The following is an 18,396-nucleotide window of genomic DNA, read 5'->3' as shown; positions in this document are numbered from 1 at the left end:
TTTTAAATTTTATTAACTTTAGGACAATATTTTTAGCAAATCGATATTATGAAATTCGGACAAGTTGAGGACCCCTCTAAGGTAGATTTTACCTTGCCTAAAGACCACATCAAAACATCTAACATCCTAAAAAAGACCAAGGCAAAAAACCTTGAAATCTCGATTGGGTGCGCGAAGTGGAACAAAACCGATCTTAAAGGATTTTATCCGAAAGGAACAAAAGACGAACTTACCTATTACGGCACCCAGTTCAATTCGATTGAATTGAATGCTACTTTCTACGGAATGCCGAGCCCTGATCAGGTACAGATGTGGAAAGAAAAAACGCCTGCAGGTTTCAAGTTCTTCCCAAAAATCACCAACACAGTTTCCCACTTTAGAAGATTGCTGAATATCACTGATGTCGTAACGCAGTTTGCAACGGCTGTTTTAAATTTTGATGAGAAATTGGGAATGGTTTTTCTGCAGCTTCACGATAATTTCAAACCGAAAGATTACGAAAGACTTGAAAAGTTTGTTCAGGACTGGCCTCAGGAAGTTCCGCTCGCCGTAGAACTCCGCAATAATGAATGGTTTTCTGATGAAGAAATTTTTAATAAAACCTGCGGACTTTTTGAACAACACAATATTACCAATATCATTGTAGATACAGCAGGAAGAAGATATATGCTGCATATGAGACTTACCACGCCGGTTGCATTTATCCGTTATGTGGGCGCCAATGCAGAAAGCGATTACACCCGGCTTGATGACTGGCTGGAACGCATAAAAACCTGGAAAGCTGATGGACTGGAAAAACTGTATTTCTTCATTCATCAGAATGTAGAGAAAGCATCACCACTGCTTTCCGCCTATTTTATTGAAAACCTAAACAAGGAATTGGGAACTGAAATTCATATCCCTGAAATGGCGGATGCAAAAACTCTTTTTTAATTAAAACACACAGAATCAAGAGACTGGAACAGTAAATAAAAAGACTTTTTCGTCCTGTATTAATTTAAATTCACTAAATTAGCATTAGCATAACAAAATATTCTCCGATTTTACAACGGAATTCTTCGGCAAAAATTATTGAACATCTTGTATGTCATCGACGGTAACAGTTTTTCATGACTGAAATTAAGTTTTTTGGACTCATCTCCGAAAAACCTTGTCCTTTGCATCATCGTTTAGGAAAAATAAGGACAAAATTAGGCACACTGGAAAAGCATCGCTTATATTCTACACTTTACTGAGTTGCTGCAGCAATGACATCTTTCAAGCGATAATTTCCAACAATAAAGGATAATTTATCTTCTAATTTATTGTTTATGAATAATTCACTGTTTGGAGAATCAGGAATACAGATTACCGTATTTCTGGTGATCATTCCTATTCTTGCGGGTTTGCTGATTGCCATTGTAAAAACCTATGCTGTTTACCAAAGACTGAAAAGCAGGCGAAAGCTCCTTGAATTCGAAAAAAAAGTAAAACATCTTTCGCCTCAGGAAGTTGAACAGTACGAAAAACGCAGGAAAGAACTCGAATACCATCTTCCTGAAAACCAACTGTCGGGAAACCTTGCGCCTTCGGACGAAAAAGGAATTATCAGCAATATTAATTCTATTGAGGAATTACGGGTGATTCCTCATAAAAAAAGCACTTTTCCGCAAAAATATATTTCTCCAGAGTTATCAAAACTTATCCTTTATTTTCTGGGATTTTCCGTTTTGTGGCTGCTTGTAGGAACCACCGTTGGCGAATATCTCGGGATTAAGTTCGTAGCTCCGGATACAGATCATGTGAGCTGGCTGAGTTTCGGGAGACTTCGTCCTGTTCATACCAATTTGGTTTTCTGGGGATGGTCGTCGTTTGCGATGGTTGGCCTGTCCTATTACGTCATCCCGCGGGTAAGTAATATTGAGGTTTTCAATTTAAAACTGGGTTACTATACTTTAATCCTGATGAATCTTGCGGTCATTTCCGGAACTGTTTCTCTGATGGCCGGTATTAATAACGGAGGCGGAGAATACAGAGAATACATCTGGCCTGTTATGGCACTTTTCGCTGCAGGAATTGTGCTTTCACTTTATAATTTCCTGAAAACCGTCGCTTTGCGGGTGACAAAGGAAATCTATGTTTCCAACTGGTACATTGTGGCGGCGATGATGTATGTGATTGTCATTCTGGTAGTTGCTTATTTGCCTTTTTGGCAGCACGGACTTGGTGAAACCATCATTCAGGGATATTATATGCATCAGGGAGTTGGGATGTGGTTCATGTTTCTCAATTTGGGTCTTATGTATTATTTCCTGCCGCAACAGCTTAACCGGCCTATTTATTCCTACAGCCTGGGAATTTTGGCATTCTGGACACAGATTCTGTTTTATACCTTAATTGGAAGTCATCATTTTATTTTCAGCGCAATTCCGTGGTGGATGCAGACCGTAGCGATTGTCGCAAGCGTTGGAATGGTAATTCCGGTAGTTGCGGGGACCACCAATTTTCTGCTGACATTTAACGGCAACTGGTATCAGCTGAAAACAAGCTACACCCTTCCTTTCTATTTTATTTCTATCCTTTTTTATTTTACGGGATCAATGCAGGGAACTGTTGAAGCATTCAGATTTACCAATTTAATCTGGCATTTTACTGATTTTACAGTTGCACATTCGCATATGACGATGTACGGAATCATTACTTTTATGCTGTGGGCATTTATTTACACTTTGGTTCCGCGGCTTACAGGAAAAGAACCTCCCAAATTCTGGGTGGGAATTCATTTCTGGCTGGCTTTGATTGGATTGACGTTTTACATTGTTTCATTAATGATCGGTTCCACAGAAAAAGGTCTGATCTGGATGGCGAAAAAACCTTTTATCGAAGGAGTGGTCACGATGGCTCCTTACTGGTTATGGCGAGCCATTGGCGGCACCATGATGTGGATTTCCCACTTCGTTTTTGCTTACAACTTTTATAAAATGGTGAACAGTGAAGTGGAAATTAAAATTCCCGCCTCGCCTGCTGAAATCCTTCAGGCTAAAAAGGAACTTCGAAACACTGAATTTTCCCACCCTAAATAACTCTGCTCATGGAATTTTATAATAATCACAGACTGCTTTTTTGGTCGGCACTGTTGTTTTTCCTCTTTCTGACGCTGAATATTGCCATCTTACCGGCCATACAGAATCAGCAGGTTTATAAACCTCTGCCCGGAACAAAACCTCTAAGCAAAGATGCCAAAGCAGGAAAATCACTTTATGTGGCGAACGGGTGTATCGCCTGTCATACCCAGCAGGTGAGAAGCGTTGACATGGACAAAGATTTCGGCAGCAGACCGAATATCCCTGCAGATTACGCTACGAATCAAAGAATGGATGTGTGGCGAAACACAGCCAATCTTCTGGGCTCCGAAAGAACAGGTCCCGATCTGACCAATATCGGGGAAAGACAGCCCAGCATCGACTGGCAGCTGGTCCATCTTTATCAGCCGCGCGCGGTAGTGGCAGAATCGGTGATGCCTGCGTACCAATGGCTTTTTGAAGAGAAAGATTATATTCAGAAAGGTGATATCGAGGTGAAAGTTCCCGAAAAATTCCTGAAAAACAGATTCAAAAAGATTGTCGCCAAAAAAGAAGCTCTTCAGTTGGTAGCTTACCTGTTATCTTTAAAACAGACTAAACTTCCTGACGGAACTACTCCACCTGAGTTTTTATACAAACAGAAAGAACAGAAAACCACCGCAGCCGGAGGTACAAATTTACCCGACGGTGGAGAACTCTACAGTACAAACTGCGTTGCGTGTCACCAGGCAAACGGTGAAGGTTTACCGGGAGCGTTCCCGCCATTAAAGGGAAGTCCGGTAGTTTTGGGAGAAGATTTAAAATTATATGTCACCATTATTATGAAAGGTTATAATCCGCGTCCTGAATATGCCGTGATGCCGAATGTTGGAACTGCCGCAAACTTCACCCCGGAAATGGTCGCAGCAATCATTAATCATGAAAGATCCAGTTGGGGAAATACCGGAAAACCGGTAACCGCCGATGAAGTAAAAAAAATAATGGATGAAATTAAGTAAAAATAAAATATCATGAAAAATTTTAGAAATATTGCATCGATCCTGTTTTTACTGATTGTGAATTTTGCTTTGGCATGCGAAGCCTGTAAACAACAGCAGCCAAAAATAACACAAAATTTCACCCACGGAACAGGCCCTGAAAGCCAATGGGACTGGCTGATTGTCGCAAGCATCGCTTTGATTGCTGTTTACACACTTATATTCTCAATTAAATATCTGGTTAAACCTGGGGAAAAAGACAGAAATCACATTAAATATTCTGTTTTAAATTAATTTTAAAAATTTAAAAGATGACCAAAGATAAAACAACAGTTCTTCTTTTCATCGATGAAGATCCACATCCGATTGCCGATCTTGAAACTCCTATTGTTTTCGATTTTGACACGTCGAAACTTACGGATGGAGAGCATACCCTGAAAATAGTGAGCAAATCTCCCAAAGGACGCGAAGGAATCAGAAAAATAAAATTCACCGTGAAGAACGGACCTTCCATCAGCATTGAAGGATTAAAGGAAAACGATGTGGTGGACGGCACTTTTCCGCTGATGATCAACGCCTATGACAAAGGCAATCAAAAAAGTTTTATCATCGAGGGAAGCGAAACACCGCAGACGATACCGGTCTGGATCTGGATTATCGTGATCCTTTTTTCCGGTTGGGGCGCGTATTATTTAATAACTTATTTCACTGGATTTCCATATTAGTTTTTTTGGTAATTAAAGCCGCTTCAAAAATGAACTTTGAACAGATTTTAAAAATAAAAAAACCGCAGAAATTCTGCGGTTTTTGTTTTATCAGTAAGGCTTAAGCTTCACAACTAGAACACGTCACAAAGTTCACCATCATTTCCTTGGAAACCGACGAACTTCTTTGATAATATAAAGTTTTTACACCTTTTTTCCATGCTTCGATGTACAGGTAATTTACATCTTTTACCGGCATCGTGGACGGAATCTGTAAATTCAGAGACTGCGCCTGATCGATATATTGCTGTCTCTGCGCTGCCTGAGAAATAATTTCCATCGGAGAAATCTCTCTGAACGTTTTGAAAACTGCTTTTTCTTCTTCAGTCAATTCATTCAAATGCTGTACAGAACCATGATTCAGCATAATCGTTCTCCAGGTTTCTTCGTTATCGAGACCTTTTTCCTGAAGCAATTTCGCCAGATATTTATTCTTGCGCATAAAGTTTCCTTTCGCCAAACCTGCTTTGTAATAGTTCGAAGCAAATGGCTCAATTCCCGGAGAAGTCTGACCTAAAATAGCAGAACTGGAAGTAGTAGGAGCAATTGCCATTGTAGTGGTGTTCCGCATTCCGTAACCTTTCAGAATTTCAGGTTCTCCATAAATATTCGCTAATTCCTGCGACGCCTGAATGGACTGTTCTTTAATCTGTCTGAACGCTCTGGCATTGAATTGAGTTGCCTCGAAACTTTCAAACGGAATCATGTTTTTCTGAAGATAAGAATGATAACCCAACACGCCCAAACCAAGCGCTCTGTGACGCAATGCGAAATTTCTGGCACCGGTTAAATAATAGTTTCCTTCAGTTTTTTCAATGAATTCAGATAAAACCGCGTCAAGGAAATAAATCGCCAGTTTCACGGCGTTGGTATCTTTCCATTCGTCGTACAATTCAAGGTTCATCGAAGAAAGACAACAGATGAAAGATTCCTCAGCACTGGACGGAAGCATGATTTCGGAACACAAATTACTTGCGTTGATTGTCATCCCTAAATCTTTATAAACCTGAGGCTTGTTTCTGTTCACATTATCGGAAAACAGAATATAAGGCAAACCTTTCTGCTGGCGGCTTTCCAAAACTCTCGCCCAGATTCTTCGTTTGTCCATATCCCCGTCGATCATGTCCTGCATCCAGTAATCAGGAACGCAGATTCCGGTAAACAGGTTCTGAATCGGGCTTCCAATATCTTTAATCGATAGAAATTCTTCAATATCGCCGTGATCAATATCAAGATATGCCGCGAAAGCGCCGCGTCGAACACCGCCCTGTGAAACGACATCCATCGCGGTATCATACAATTTCATGAAGGAAACTGCACCCGAAGATTTTCCGTTGTCGGTTACGGCAGTTCCGCGGTTTCTCAGCTCGCCGAAATAACCGGAAGTTCCGCCGCCGATTTTCGTCTGCATAATCACTTCGCCCAATTTGTGCGTAATTCCTTCAATATTATCCGGAACGTGGACGTTAAAGCATGAAATTGGCAAACCTCTCTGTGTTCCCATATTCGCCCAAACCGGCGATGAAAAACTGATCCATCCTTTCGTGATCATTTCCTCAAAAGCAGGCTGAAGTTCGGGTTTGTATAATCTTTTTGCGGCTGCGGTGGTAATTCTTTCGATTGCACCTTTTACGGTTTCGCCTTTCAAAAGGTAACCGCGGTTCAGCATTTGTTCGGACTCTTCGTTGAGCCACCAGATGTTTGTATTTTCTTCCATTTATGTATACTTTTGGGCAGTCGGCCTTTGCTTTCTGCGTTACTAATTTTTTATTTGGGAGCAGGAAAAGTCTGCTTTCTTTCAAGATCCGTCCCGCTTTTCGCTATATCTTTTGCTTCACTTCGCTCCGCAAAAGGATGCCGCTGCAATCGGGGCTAAAACGTTCTTTCTGTTTTTCTTCCGAAGATTGACAAAAACTCTTTGGCGCTCGCTTCGCTCGCGCCAAAATCGGACGGACGGTACGGACAGGTTGCAACCTATCCCTACAAACCCGAATTGGATTAAAACAAATCGTTCTCGGTAATACTCTTGTCGTGTTTGGTATAATCAACCGGTCTTTTCGCGAAGAAATCGTCCATTGAATTGGCGAAAACTTCCTCTTCAAACCAAATCATCGGTCTGTACTGTTCAGGTGAAATGTTGTAGCGGGTTTTCATGCCGATTTTCTTCAGACTGTCGTCAACACGGAATTTCATGAAGTTCAGCAAATCTTCTTTTGTGAAATTATCAATTTCGCCGAGTTCGAAAATCCAGTCCAGGATTTCTTCTTCAACCGTAATCGAATGATCCACTAAAGTATAAATATCCTCAATATCGGAATCTGTTAAAAGTTCAGGCTGTTCTTCACGTATTTTGTTGATCAGATAAATTCCCGCATTGGCATGAATCTGTTCATCTACGGAAGTCCAAGCAATAATATTGCTCACATTTTTCATGTAACCTTTGAATCTTGTGAATGACAAAATAATCGCAAACTGAGAGAACAGGGACACATTTTCAATTAAAATACTGAAAAGCAAAAGTGAGGATACATATTCTTTCGGAGTAGTGGAATTGGCGTGCTTCAGAACATTTGATAGGAAATCGATTCTCTTTTTAATCGACGGAATTTCCACAACTTTTGAAAATTCATCATTGTATCCCAACACTTCCAGCAAACGGGAATAGGCTTCCGAATGACGGAATTCGCATTCCGCAAAAGTAGAACCCAAACCGTTGAGTTCCGGCTTCGGCATATGATTGTAAAGGTTTCCCCAGAAGGTTTTAACAGAAACCTCGATTTGGGCAATCGCTAAAAGAGCATTTTTAATCGCATTTTTTTCGTGTGGCTCCAGCTGAGACTGAAAATCCTGTACATCTGCAGTAAAATCAACTTCAGAATGTACCCAAAATGATTTGTTGATGGCTTCCACAAACTGCAGAATCTCCGGATATTCAAATGGCTTATAACTTACTCTTTTGTCGAAAATTCCCATATCATAGTGTATTTTAAAATTATAGTTGAAACTGCGCTGAAACAGCCTGAATTATATTTAAAGATCTGATTTACAGATTTTTAAATTTTTAAATTGCCCGCAATTATTTCTTGTTGATTTCAGAAGTGTGAATCACAAAAATAGAAAATAGAACCTGATCTTGAAAGGTCTAAATATTAAAACTCTGACTCTAAGCCTTAAAAGTTTTCCACAATGACACAGACTCTGCGCTGTTATTGCTTTTAACTGAACCTACAAAACAAACACCCTGATTACAGCAGTATTTAATTAAACACCTTTTAAAAAATGCAGCAGAATAAATGAAAGCTGGTTAAACAGAAAATCAAAAAAAAAGAAAAACTTCTTTGTAACAAACAAATACTTTTTCCTACTTATATTTAAACCAAATTCCACCGCTTAATGTTAGTAATAAAGGACTTACATAAATCTTACGATACAGGAAAAAGTAAACTGCACGTTCTCAAAGGGATTAACCTTACCATTAATGAAGGTGAGTTTGTTTCTATCATGGGAAGTTCAGGTTCCGGAAAATCCACACTGCTAAATATTATCGGAATCCTGGACGAAAAAGATTCCGGAATTTATGAACTCGACGGAATTCCTATTGAGAATCTTTCGGAAGTAAGAGCTGCAGAATACCGCAGCAGATTTCTTGGATTTATTTTCCAGTCTTTTAATCTGATCGGTTATAAAACAGCTTTGGAAAATGTTGCGCTTCCGCTGTATTATCAGGATGTTCCCAGAAAAGAACGCAACCAGAAAGCGCTGGAATATTTAGATAAAGTGGGACTTGCAGATTGGGCAACCCATCTTCCGAACGAGCTTTCCGGCGGACAGAAACAGAGAGTCGCCATTGCAAGAGCTTTAATTACCGATCCTAAAGTGATTCTTGCTGACGAACCAACGGGAGCTTTGGATTCCAAAACAACTTACGATATCATGAAGCTGCTTCAGGAAATCAACCGGGAAGGAAAAACCATCATCGTTGTAACCCACGAACCTGATGTGGCGGCAGAAACCAAAAGAAACGTCATTTTAAAAGACGGTCTTATCCAAAGTGATGAGTTTATTACACAACGGGTTTTAGCTTAAGCCTCAATAAGATTTAAATTAAAAATATGTTTGACCTGGACCGCTGGAGAGAAATTTTTGAATCGATTCGCAGTAATATATTGCGGACGGTACTTTCAGGCTTTACGGTCGCGCTCGGCCTTTTTATATTTATTGTGCTTTTCGGTATCGGGACAGGCTTAAAAAACGCTTTCACTGAAGGTTTTACCCGCGATGCAGCGAATCTGATAACCATTTTTTCCGGCAAAACTTCCATTGCATACGGCGGATTGCAGTCCGACCGTCAGGTTGTACTTAAAAACGACGATTACGAGCAGACAAAATCTTCTGACCCGTCGAAACTGGAAAATTCTACCGCAAGATATTCTACCAATATGACCGTGAAATACGGCAAAGAAAGCGGAAGTTACCAGATCAGCGGCGCAAACCCTGAAGAGAAAATCATCGAAAACCGAAAGCTCACCGAAGGCCGGTATCTTAACAATATGGACATGACACGCAAGCAGAATGTCGCCGTAATCGGAAGGATGGTGCAGCGTGATCTGATTAAAAACGGAAGTCCGGTAGGAAAAGACCTTAATATTAACGGTACTTTTTTCAAAGTTGTTGGCGTTTTCTCTGATGACGGCGGCGACTGGGACGAAAGGATGATCACCGTTCCCATCACTACTTTACAGCAGATGAAAAAAGGTTCTGATACGGTAAGCAACATTTTTATTACTTACGATCCTAAACTTTCTCCGGATGAAGCAATAAAGTACGGAGACCAGCTTCAGAAAGAACTTAAAGCAAAAAATAAAGTTTCTCCGGATGACGAAAACGGAATCATCGTAAGAAACAATGCCAAAAACATGGGCGACACCATTCAGTTTTTATTCATCATCACCCTGATTGTAGGTTTCATCGGGATGGGAACTTTACTTGCCGGAATTATCGGAATCAGCAATATCATGGTGTATATCGTGAAAGAAAGAACCCAGGAAATAGGAGTTAGAAAGGCTATTGGCGCAAAACCAGGCAGCATTGTAGGATTAATAATGCAGGAAAGTGTGGTCATTACAGTAATTTCCGGATTTATTGGGGTTGGATTGGGAGTTTTATCTTTAGCACTGATTGGAGACAGTTTGGAAAAATATTTTATCAAAGACCCTTCTGTAGGCTGGGGATTAATTATCGCCGCATTTATCAGCCTAGTAATTTCCGGAGTGATCGCGGGCTTTGTTCCCGCTTACCGAGCGAGCCGGATCAAACCAATTGAAGCATTGAGATCGGAATAAAGTGAATTCCTGTGAGTGAAATTGCTTAGCAGTGAATAAGTGAATTTTTAAATTATAAAAATAAAAAATATGTTTTTAGATTTAAACCATTATAATTTAGACGTTTATAAAGAAGCGAAAAAATTCCGGCGAGAATGTTATAAACTAATTGTTAAACTGCCAGTAAGTGAAAAATATAATTTAATTGATCAGATAAGACGTGCCTCAACCTCCGTCGTTCTAAATATTTCAGAAGGTTCATCGAGGAAGTCTCAAACAGAAAGAAACAGGTACTATGAAATGTCGAGAGGTTCAATTGTTGAAATTGATTCTTGTCTGGAAATTATTTTTGAAGAAAATTATATGGCCATTGAAGAATTGGAACAAGTTGGCAAACCGTTAAAAACAACATTTATACTAATATCAAAATTGATTAATGCAGGAAAATAAGTGAGAAGTGGTCAAAGGTGAATTATTGTAAATTCCTTCAGATGAGTATGATTTTGAAAGTCACTCGAAGAAATTAACTGCAAAGCATAATTCACTCAAAGAAATTCACTTGCGAAGCAAAAACTGACAAAAAAAAAGTTTTTTTATGAATATCATTTTCAAAATAGATACCTGGCAAGAAATTTATCATTCCCTTCGGAATAATAAGTTGCGCACCTTTCTTACGATGATAGGTGTGGGTTGGGGAATGTTTCTGTTCGTCGCACTTTTGGGTGCTGCAAAAGGAATGGAAAATGGTTTTGATAAAATATTTTCCGGATTTGCAACCAATTCCATTTTTCTCTGGGCACAGAATACCACCATTCCGTACGATGGTTTTCCGAAAGGAAGAAAAACGAATCTTCACCTCACCGATATGGAAATGCTGCCGAAGAAGATTCCGCAAATCGATTATATTTCCCCTCAGAATGCGAGAGGTAATTTCGGAACACCGGGAGAAAGCTTTTCCCGCAACGGAAAAAAAGCAACTTATACTTTAACGGGCGACTACCCGATCGGAAATAAAATCTCTCAGAAAAAACTCATTTACGGAAGGTATCTGAATGATGCCGATATTTCTGCAAATAAAAATGTCATCGTCATCGGCGAAGAGATTTACAAGAATTTTTTCGATGCTAAAAAGAATGAAAATCCGCTGGGAAAATCAGTGAATGTGAAAGGAATTTTCTTTAATGTTATCGGCGTTTTCCGCGTAAAAAAAGGAGGCGGAATGGAGAATGACCAGTCCGCATTTATCCCGCTTTCCACTTTCACAAAGATGTATAATGACGGCGATAAAGTAGGTTTTTTTGCCATTGTAAGTAAACCTGACGCCGACCTGAATGCCGTGGAAGAAAACGTAAAAACAGAACTGAAGAAAAAGTATCATGTTTCTCCGGAAGATACCAATGCCTTCGGAAGCTTCAACCTTGGAAAAGAATTTAAAAAACTCACCGGCTTTTTAACCGGAATGCAGCTTTTAACAATTGTTGTCGGGACTTTAACTATTTTAGCGGGCGTCATTGCGATTTCAAATATATTGCTGATCACCGTAAAAGAAAGAACTAAAGAAATCGGAATCCGGAGAGCTTTGGGCGCAAAACCTGCGGAAGTAAGAAACCAGATTTTGCTGGAAAGTGTTGTGATTACTTTATCATCCGGCATTTTAGGATTTATTTTCGGTATTTTCCTTCTGATGATCCTTAATGTTTTAACGAAAGATCAGGATAAATTTCCTTTTTATAATCCAACGGTAAATTATGGGGAGGTTTTCGGAGCGATGGCCGTGATGGTAATTTTAGGTTTAATTATCGGGATGATACCGGCCCAGAGAGCTGTAAGAATCCGTCCGATTGAAGCGCTGCGAAGTGAATAACTGAATTTTAATTCTGATAATGGACCGGAAATAAAACAAGACTGCGACCCGACCTGAGTGGAGCTCTTTTGTATTGGCTGAGGAACCGAAGCCAATACAAAAAGCGGGAACGGAGGGCGGAAACTGTCGCCATAAAAAAAGAAAAATAAACTATTAATATGAAAAAGAAGTTCACTTTTAAAAAAGCAATTTATATCTTTCTGGGGCTGATTTTAGCGGTTGCTTTAATCTCCGGGGTTACCTATCTTATAAAATCCAACAGCAAGGAAAGCGAAACTTTCCTCACCAAAAAGCCTGTCGTGCAGAATATGGATGACAAAGTAATGGCCACCGGTGATATTGTGCCGCGGGAAGAAATTGAGATCAAACCGAATATTTCCGGAATTATCGATAAGATTCTTGTAGATGAAGGAGATCACGTAACCGCAGGACAACTTGTAGCTACGATCAGAATTGTTCCTACCATTCAGAACATCAACGCCGCACAGCAGGAAATAAACAACGCTAATTTACAGATCAGCAATGCCGCTATCAACGTCAGCAACCAGCAGAAACAGTTTGCAATGCAGCAAAGCCTTTACAACCAAGGCGTCATTTCTAAGCAGGAATTTATCTCCGCACAGCAGCAACTTCAGTCGACCAAGCAAACGTTGAGAAACGCACAGCAGCAGCTGCAGACCGCACAGAAAAACCTGCAGATTGCAAGAACAGGCACCACTCCGGAACTGGCAAGTTTGGCAACGACTCAAATCCGTTCCAAAGCAACAGGAACTGTACTTGAAGTTCCTGTAAAAGTAGGAAGCCAGGTGATTGAAGCCAACTCTTTCAACGCCGGAACTACGATCTGTTCTATCGCCGATCTGAATTCACTGATTTTCCAGGGAACCATTGACGAAGCACAGGCCGGGAAACTGAAAGAAGGAATGGAAATGAATGTCGTGATCGGTGCTTTACAGAATAAAACTTTCCCGGGAAGAGTGACAATGATCGCTCCGAAAGGAAAAGACGAAAACGGAACCATCAAATTCCCGATTGAAGGCGATGTTTTCAATAAAACGAATGAATATATCAGAGCAGGATTTTCTGCAAATGGCGAAGTCATCCTGAGCTCTCAGAAAAATGCACTTTTGCTGGATGAATCTTTGGTTCAGTATGAAAAAGTAAACGGCAAGGACAGTCCGTTTGTGGAAGTGAAACAGCCGGACGGAAAATTCAAGAAAGTAAAAGTAAAGCTTGGCGCGAGTGACGGAATCAATGTTCAGATCTTATCCGGAATCACGAAAGATTCCGAGGTGAAAGTATGGAATCCGTCAGATAAAGACAAGGAAGCACTGAAAGAGAAAAAAGGTAAATAGCAGAATCTTTATAGAAGAAGAATCCCGGAAATTTCCGGGATTCTTTATTTTTGTCTTTTAACTAGAAGCGTAATGTTAAGGAAGAGAAGCAGCAGATCGAGGGTAATCCAGATCGCCGATTTCATATTCTCCAATTTCAAATCTTCAACCTGAATCTGCGCCACTTCTGAAAGTTTCTGGCTTTGGTTGATGTAATTGCGGATCTCGATGATCTGGTCTTCATTTTTGTTCGGAACAGAATGCTGGGAGAAATACACCATATTCTTTTTTCCCATGAATCCGGCAACCCAAAATTCATCAGAAGCCGCCATGTCAAGGTATTCAATTCGGTAATAACTGCTGCGGATGTTTCCCACGCGGCGGGCTTCATACTTTTCCGCGGCATTTTTATCACTGTTTACCTGCACGATGTAAAAGTCCAGAGGAAACGGCAGAGAATTGATCAGCTGAACCGTAAGTGAATTTTCCCGAAAATGATTTACACTTCTGCTCACAAAATAAAACGTGAAAATCCCCACTGAAATTACAACGACGAAAATCCGGAATATTTTTGCCCAGTTTTTGAATCTTCCTGATCTGAAAACTGAGAAGATTAAACCGAAGCAAAGTGCAATAAACAAAAGGAAAAACAAATAAAACATGTGTAAAGATAAAGAAAATTAGGAAGTTTGGGAGAAGATCAAATTAGAAGTAAGGACCGGCTCAATTAGTCAACATTCCATTCTTTATCAAATTCCTCCAGAAATTTCAGCATGAACCGGTGTCTTTCTGCTGCAAGTTCTTTTCCTTTCTCAGTATTCATCAGGTCTTTCAGAAGCAGAAGTTTTTCATAAAAATGATTGATTGTTGTGCCTTCATTTTTTTTGTATTCTTCTTTTGACATGTTCAGTTTTGGCGGCATGTCCGGATGATACATCAGATTGTTTTTGAAACCTCCGAAATTGAAAGTTCTCGCAATACCAATAGCGCCAATCGCATCCAGGCGGTCTGCATCCTGAACAATTTTCAGCTCAATCGGGAGATTTTCAGGCACTTCCCCTCTGTTTTTAAATGAAATATTTTGGATGATAAATAAAACCTGAGTAATAATATCTTCAGAAACCTGCTGACTTTCCAGAAATTCGCGGGATATTTCTAGTGCTAAAGTTTCATCGCCGTGGTGGAATTTCGGATCGGCAATATCGTGAAGTAAGGCAGAAAGCTCCACAACTTCGAGGTTACAGTTTTCTGTTTCTGCGATTTTTCTGGAAAGTTTCCATACTCTTTCAATGTGGAACCAATCATGACCGGCTTCCGCGCCGTGGAGTTTTTCCTTTACGAAATCAATGGTATTCTGAATTAAATTCTGAGACATATTTTAAGAACAATAAATTATTTTTTCACCTCTACAAACTGATACACCATCTGCGTTTTCGGGTTGTAAATTACCGTACTTGCATTTGGGAAACGTTTTATTTTATAATATTCGATGTTTTTATCACTCTTGATATCATTGAGGAAACTCGTATCAATCGTGTTTGCAGGAAGAAACTTTTCAAAAAAAGTAATTTTTTCTACGATGGCCGCACCATCCACTTTCTGAAATTCTTTCTTCGACTGTGTTTCATCTGCTGTCGGCTGTTCCACCAAAGTTTTCAGCAGTAAATCCTTGTCCGAAGTTTTATATTTAAACACATAAAATGGCGAACCGTTCGGAAAAGCAACTTTCTTCCCCACTTCGTTTTCGAGAACCAAATTGTTCTGATTCGGAAATACAGTGCTGAAACTTACTGTTTCTGCATTCACCAGTTTCGTCAGCTGTTCATTTACAGTTTCCTGTACCAGTTCGTTTGTTTTCTGCTGGGCTTTTTCTTTCGCAGAATTTACCGTTTCTGTTACGGTTTCCTCAATTTTATTACACGACATCACCGTGAAAGCAAGCATTAGAATGAATGTTTTTTTCATTTTTTTTAAATTTTTGGCTGACGCCTTTTTTAATTTCTTTTTTTTAATGGGAATCCCATCCAGTTTGTTATTTTTCGCGGTAAGAACTCACGAGTTTATCGAGATTCAAACTTCTTGCCGAAGCATCGAAAATTTCCCGGTAAGTACCGTGCATACTGATCAGTTCATCGTGGTTTCCGCTTTCTACCACTTCCCCTTTTTTCATAACGTAAATCTTATCCGAATCCAATATCTGTGACAAAGAATGTGAAATAATCACCACCGTTCTGCCCTCTTTTATGGCATCAAGAGAGTTTTTGATCTGCTCGGTGGCGATAGCATCCAAACTTGCAGTAGGCTCGTCAAGAAAAATAATGGGAGGATCTTTCAGAAACAACCTGGCAATCGCAATCCGCTGCTGCTGTCCGCCTGAGAGCTGAGTAGCATCGTGCAGATATCTTTCAGGTAAATCGAGAATCTGGTCGTGGAGATAAGCTTTTTTAGCGGCAACTTCTATTTCCTCGAAAGTCGCGTTCATATTTCCATAACGGATATTGTCTTCGATGCTTCCCTGAAAAATGTGATTTTTCTGCAGAACCAAACCAATATCATTGCGCAGAAAGGTATTGTCGAATTCATTTAAATTCACGTCATCCAACAAAATTTCACCGGAATCGGGAAGATAAAATTTACACAGAAGATTGATCACCGTCGATTTCCCGGCACCGCTTAAGCCAACCAACGCAGTGGTTTTGCCGTTTTCAATAAGTATCGAAACGTTTTTAAGTGCTTTCGTCCCATTCGGATAAGAGAAATCTACATTTTTAAGTTCAAAACGTCCTTTAATATCTTTTTCTACGTAATTTCCCGTGGGTTCTATTTCGTCGTCTGCCTGAAGAATATCGAAAAATCCTTCTGCATAAATCATCGCGTCATTCATATCGTCATAAATCCTGTGAAGCTGACGTATAGGCGCAGAAACGTTGTTGAATAAAAGAATGTGAAGCATGATCGCACCAATCGTCATCTGCTGATCAAGCACAAGGAAAACGGTTAACAGAATGATTAATACCACCCCGAACTGCTCAATAAAAGTCTTTAAACCGTCATAGATAAAATTGGTTCTCCGTGTAAAAAGCTGGCTTTCCATCAGCTGCATCTGTAAATCGTACTGCTTTTTGCCTTCAAATTTTTCGCGGACAAAACTTTTAATCACCATGATCGAATTGATCAAATTTAAAAGTCCTGAGGTTTTCTGTTCTCTCTGGTTTCTTAAAGTACGCCGGACTCCTGAAAGTTTTTTGGCCTGCAATGAACTGATATAGAAATAAACCGGAACGACGATCGTTGAAACCAAACCCACATACACGTTCTGCATATACATGATAACCAGCGCAATAATCGCGTTTGAAAAGAGCGGTAAAATATCGATAAAAAAATTCTGAACGAGTTTTGTCAAACTCTCAATTCCTCTGTCGATGCGGATCTGAAGTTTGCCCGATTCATGGTTTTCATCATTAAAATAGGCAACCCTATAAAGAAGTATTTTATCAATTACTGACTGGGCCAGAACCGTACTTGTACTGATCCTGATCTTCTCTCCGTAAAATTTCTGCCCAAACTGTATGAAAATATTCAGTAATTCTTTTCCAAGCAAAATGGCTGAAATTACCACCAAAACGTGAATTCCTTCCTGCATGGGATAGGCCTGCTTGGTAAGAACTGTCACTTCATCTACAGTATATTTCAACACCAACGGATTCACCTGTGCCATTAATGCGCCAACCAAAGTGAGAAACAGTGTTCCGTAAATCATCAAACGGTATGGTTTTATGAAAGGAATCAGCTGCCTGTAAATATGATAAAGCGTGATGGTTCGGTTGAATGGTTTTGGCATACTTACATCTTCGGAGTGAAAAGGATTTTAGTTTTTAACTGTCGTAGGAGAATGTTGTTAAGTAATGAAGTTCCGGCTTACTGAGTGCTTTTGCATCGAATTCGGCCTCGTCTTTCTGGTAATTTTCACCGATGTGTTTTTTCTGGAATAAAAAGGAATTATTGGCATTTTTATCCACCACTTCTTTAAAGATATATTCGATCTCTGAATTGGAAAGTGAAGCAAAACTGATATCTTCAAACCCGTACATTAAACGTAGATTCTCAGCCCCTTCGAAATTTTCGTCAACGAAATGCTGAAGCTGCTCTTTCGACTCAAAATTTCCGGCCCAGATATTATAGACAAACGAACTCTTTTTGGGTTTGTTTAAAATATCCTGATACACGAAGTTTTCACCCAGATACGCTTCACGGACCATCGGATCATTGGCCAGATCGTGCGGAAGACCTTCTTTAAGAATCCTTCCTTCGAACATAATATAGGTTTTATGAGTAATCGCCAAAGTCTGTTGAACGTTGTGATCGGTAATTAAAATTCCAATGTTTTTATCTACCAGACTTCTTACGATTTTCTGGATATCTTCCACCGCAATTGGGTCAACCCCCGCGAAAGGCTCATCCAGCAAAATAAAATTTGGACTAGTGGCAAGACATCTTGCGATTTCCGTCCGGCGTCTTTCTCCACCGGAAAGTAAATCTCCGCGGTTTTTACGGACGTGCTGCAAAGAAAATTCTTCAATCAGTTCGTCACATTTCATCTGCTGTTCGCGCTTTGAAAGTTTGGTAAGCTGCAAAACACCCAAAATATTATCTTCCACCGAAAGTTTCCTGAATACGGATGCTTCCTGAGCCAGATAACCGATTCCTTTCTGTGCACGGCGGTACATCGCATCATTGGTAATCTCCTGATTGTCGAGGAAAATTTTCCCGGAAGTAGGTTTTACCAAGCCTACAATCATGTAAAAAGAGGTTGTTTTGCCTGCTCCGTTGGGCCCGAGAAGTCCAACGATTTCGCCCTGTCTTACTTCGACAGAAACGCCTTTTACTACTTTTTTAGGGCCGTATTCTTTAATTAAATTTTCTCCGCGTAGAATCATAAAGCAAAGATATAATTTTTGGTTGAGAGTTGCAGGATGCGAATTTCTTTCGTGAAAGGATTGTGCCATAAAATTCACCCAAAAATGTTATATTCGCTACTTAAAATTTCCGACCGGTTTTGGGTAAAGAGCAAGAA

Annotated in this window: 16 protein-coding genes and 1 pseudogene; 10 read left to right on the top strand and 7 right to left on the bottom strand. The window is 39.9% G+C overall.

The genetic code is table 11. From position 1 onward, the window contains the following. The first annotated feature begins 48 nt into the window (after positions 1-48). The 5 genes from KSK37_RS07075 to KSK37_RS07055 all read left to right on the top strand — a co-directional run bounded on the left by KSK37_RS07075 (position 49) and on the right by KSK37_RS07055 (position 4,764). A complete protein-coding gene (locus KSK37_RS07075; protein ID WP_217200411.1) occupies positions 49-933 on the top strand; it encodes a DUF72 domain-containing protein in 885 nt (294 codons plus the stop codon). A gap of 377 nt (positions 934-1,310) precedes the next feature. Further along, positions 1,311-3,062 carry a cbb3-type cytochrome c oxidase subunit I gene (locus tag KSK37_RS07070; protein WP_217200409.1) on the top strand — a complete coding sequence of 584 codons (1,752 nt, stop codon included), beginning with the start codon at positions 1,311-1,313 and terminating at the stop codon, positions 3,060-3,062. A gap of 8 nt (positions 3,063-3,070) precedes the next feature. Beyond that, complete coding sequence (locus KSK37_RS07065) at positions 3,071-4,060, top strand: cbb3-type cytochrome c oxidase subunit II (protein ID WP_217200408.1); 990 nt, start codon at positions 3,071-3,073, stop codon at positions 4,058-4,060. Positions 4,061-4,072: 12 nt separating this feature from the next. Beyond that, positions 4,073-4,333, top strand: coding sequence for a hypothetical protein (locus KSK37_RS07060; protein WP_088359708.1), 261 nt, complete (start codon positions 4,073-4,075; stop codon positions 4,331-4,333). 17 nt (positions 4,334-4,350) lie between these two features. Then, a complete protein-coding gene (locus KSK37_RS07055; protein WP_088359707.1) occupies positions 4,351-4,764 on the top strand; it encodes a cytochrome C in 414 nt (137 codons plus the stop codon). A gap of 100 nt (positions 4,765-4,864) precedes the next feature. Here the strand turns inward: KSK37_RS07055 and KSK37_RS07050 are convergent, their stop codons facing one another. Next, a complete protein-coding gene (locus KSK37_RS07050; protein WP_217200407.1) occupies positions 4,865-6,520 on the bottom strand; it encodes a ribonucleoside-diphosphate reductase subunit alpha in 1,656 nt (551 codons plus the stop codon). A 281-nt stretch (positions 6,521-6,801) separates the two neighbouring features. Further along, positions 6,802-7,776: a ribonucleotide-diphosphate reductase subunit beta gene (locus tag KSK37_RS07045; RefSeq protein WP_088359705.1), complete on the bottom strand. Its 975-nt coding sequence runs from the start codon at positions 7,774-7,776 to the stop codon at positions 6,802-6,804. A 420-nt stretch (positions 7,777-8,196) separates the two neighbouring features. Between KSK37_RS07045 and KSK37_RS07040 the strand changes: the two genes are divergently transcribed. The 5 genes from KSK37_RS07040 to KSK37_RS07020 all read left to right on the top strand — a co-directional run bounded on the left by KSK37_RS07040 (position 8,197) and on the right by KSK37_RS07020 (position 13,343). Continuing rightward, the gene (locus KSK37_RS07040) at positions 8,197-8,889 is read left to right on the top strand and encodes an ABC transporter ATP-binding protein (protein ID WP_088359704.1); all 693 of its coding nucleotides are present in this window, start codon (positions 8,197-8,199) and stop codon (positions 8,887-8,889) included. A gap of 26 nt (positions 8,890-8,915) precedes the next feature. After that, a complete protein-coding gene (locus KSK37_RS07035) occupies positions 8,916-10,145 on the top strand; it encodes an ABC transporter permease (RefSeq protein WP_088359703.1) in 1,230 nt (409 codons plus the stop codon). 69 nt (positions 10,146-10,214) lie between these two features. Further along, positions 10,215-10,574 carry a four helix bundle protein gene (locus tag KSK37_RS07030; RefSeq protein ID WP_088359702.1) on the top strand — a complete coding sequence of 120 codons (360 nt, stop codon included), beginning with the start codon at positions 10,215-10,217 and terminating at the stop codon, positions 10,572-10,574. Positions 10,575-10,719: 145 nt separating this feature from the next. Then, positions 10,720-11,988 (top strand): ABC transporter permease, encoded by a 1,269-nt coding sequence (locus tag KSK37_RS07025; protein ID WP_088359701.1) that lies wholly within the window; start codon positions 10,720-10,722, stop codon positions 11,986-11,988. Positions 11,989-12,146: 158 nt separating this feature from the next. Then, positions 12,147-13,343 (top strand): efflux RND transporter periplasmic adaptor subunit, encoded by a 1,197-nt coding sequence (locus tag KSK37_RS07020; RefSeq protein ID WP_179209386.1) that lies wholly within the window; start codon positions 12,147-12,149, stop codon positions 13,341-13,343. A 44-nt stretch (positions 13,344-13,387) separates the two neighbouring features. Here the strand turns inward: KSK37_RS07020 and KSK37_RS07015 are convergent, their stop codons facing one another. From KSK37_RS07015 to lptB, 5 genes and pseudogenes are all read right to left on the bottom strand, one after another. Next, positions 13,388-13,984, bottom strand: a complete 597-nt coding sequence (locus tag KSK37_RS07015; protein WP_217200405.1) for a hypothetical protein — start codon at positions 13,982-13,984, stop codon at positions 13,388-13,390. A gap of 65 nt (positions 13,985-14,049) precedes the next feature. Continuing rightward, on the bottom strand, positions 14,050-14,697 hold the full coding sequence (locus KSK37_RS07010; protein ID WP_217200403.1) for an HD domain-containing protein: 648 nt from the start codon (positions 14,695-14,697) through the stop codon (positions 14,050-14,052). 17 nt (positions 14,698-14,714) lie between these two features. Further along, positions 14,715-15,287: a hypothetical protein gene (locus KSK37_RS07005; protein ID WP_088359697.1), complete on the bottom strand. Its 573-nt coding sequence runs from the start codon at positions 15,285-15,287 to the stop codon at positions 14,715-14,717. 67 nt (positions 15,288-15,354) lie between these two features. Further along, a complete protein-coding gene (locus tag KSK37_RS07000) occupies positions 15,355-17,082 on the bottom strand; it encodes an ABC transporter ATP-binding protein (protein WP_217200707.1) in 1,728 nt (575 codons plus the stop codon). A gap of 451 nt (positions 17,083-17,533) precedes the next feature. Further along, positions 17,534-18,259, bottom strand: a pseudogene (gene lptB / locus KSK37_RS14175) (LPS export ABC transporter ATP-binding protein); the annotation flags it as partial. Positions 18,260-18,396: the final 137 nt, after the last annotated feature.

Source organism: Kaistella soli (assembly GCF_019038595.1).
Lineage (GTDB): Bacteria > Bacteroidota > Bacteroidia > Flavobacteriales > Weeksellaceae > Kaistella > Kaistella soli.
This window is presented reverse-complemented; position numbering and strand designations above follow the sequence as displayed.

Coding starts and splice junctions, on each gene's coding strand:
- KSK37_RS07060 (WP_088359708.1), top strand. CDS start 4,073: ATGAAAAATTTTAGAAATATTGCATCGATCCTGTTTTTACTGATTGTG.
- KSK37_RS07055 (WP_088359707.1), top strand. CDS start 4,351: ATGACCAAAGATAAAACAACAGTTCTTCTTTTCATCGATGAAGATCCA.
- KSK37_RS07045 (WP_088359705.1), bottom strand. CDS start 7,776: ATGGGAATTTTCGACAAAAGAGTAAGTTATAAGCCATTTGAATATCCG.
- KSK37_RS07070 (WP_217200409.1), top strand. CDS start 1,311: ATGAATAATTCACTGTTTGGAGAATCAGGAATACAGATTACCGTATTT.
- KSK37_RS07005 (WP_088359697.1), bottom strand. CDS start 15,287: ATGAAAAAAACATTCATTCTAATGCTTGCTTTCACGGTGATGTCGTGT.
- KSK37_RS07030 (WP_088359702.1), top strand. CDS start 10,215: ATGTTTTTAGATTTAAACCATTATAATTTAGACGTTTATAAAGAAGCG.
- KSK37_RS07050 (WP_217200407.1), bottom strand. CDS start 6,520: ATGGAAGAAAATACAAACATCTGGTGGCTCAACGAAGAGTCCGAACAA.
- KSK37_RS07065 (WP_217200408.1), top strand. CDS start 3,071: ATGGAATTTTATAATAATCACAGACTGCTTTTTTGGTCGGCACTGTTG.
- KSK37_RS07015 (WP_217200405.1), bottom strand. CDS start 13,984: ATGTTTTATTTGTTTTTCCTTTTGTTTATTGCACTTTGCTTCGGTTTA.
- KSK37_RS07010 (WP_217200403.1), bottom strand. CDS start 14,697: ATGTCTCAGAATTTAATTCAGAATACCATTGATTTCGTAAAGGAAAAA.
- KSK37_RS07025 (WP_088359701.1), top strand. CDS start 10,720: ATGAATATCATTTTCAAAATAGATACCTGGCAAGAAATTTATCATTCC.
- KSK37_RS07000 (WP_217200707.1), bottom strand. CDS start 17,082: ATGATTTACGGAACACTGTTTCTCACTTTGGTTGGCGCATTAATGGCA.
- KSK37_RS07075 (WP_217200411.1), top strand. CDS start 49: ATGAAATTCGGACAAGTTGAGGACCCCTCTAAGGTAGATTTTACCTTG.
- KSK37_RS07020 (WP_179209386.1), top strand. CDS start 12,147: ATGAAAAAGAAGTTCACTTTTAAAAAAGCAATTTATATCTTTCTGGGG.
- KSK37_RS07035 (WP_088359703.1), top strand. CDS start 8,916: ATGTTTGACCTGGACCGCTGGAGAGAAATTTTTGAATCGATTCGCAGT.
- KSK37_RS07040 (WP_088359704.1), top strand. CDS start 8,197: ATGTTAGTAATAAAGGACTTACATAAATCTTACGATACAGGAAAAAGT.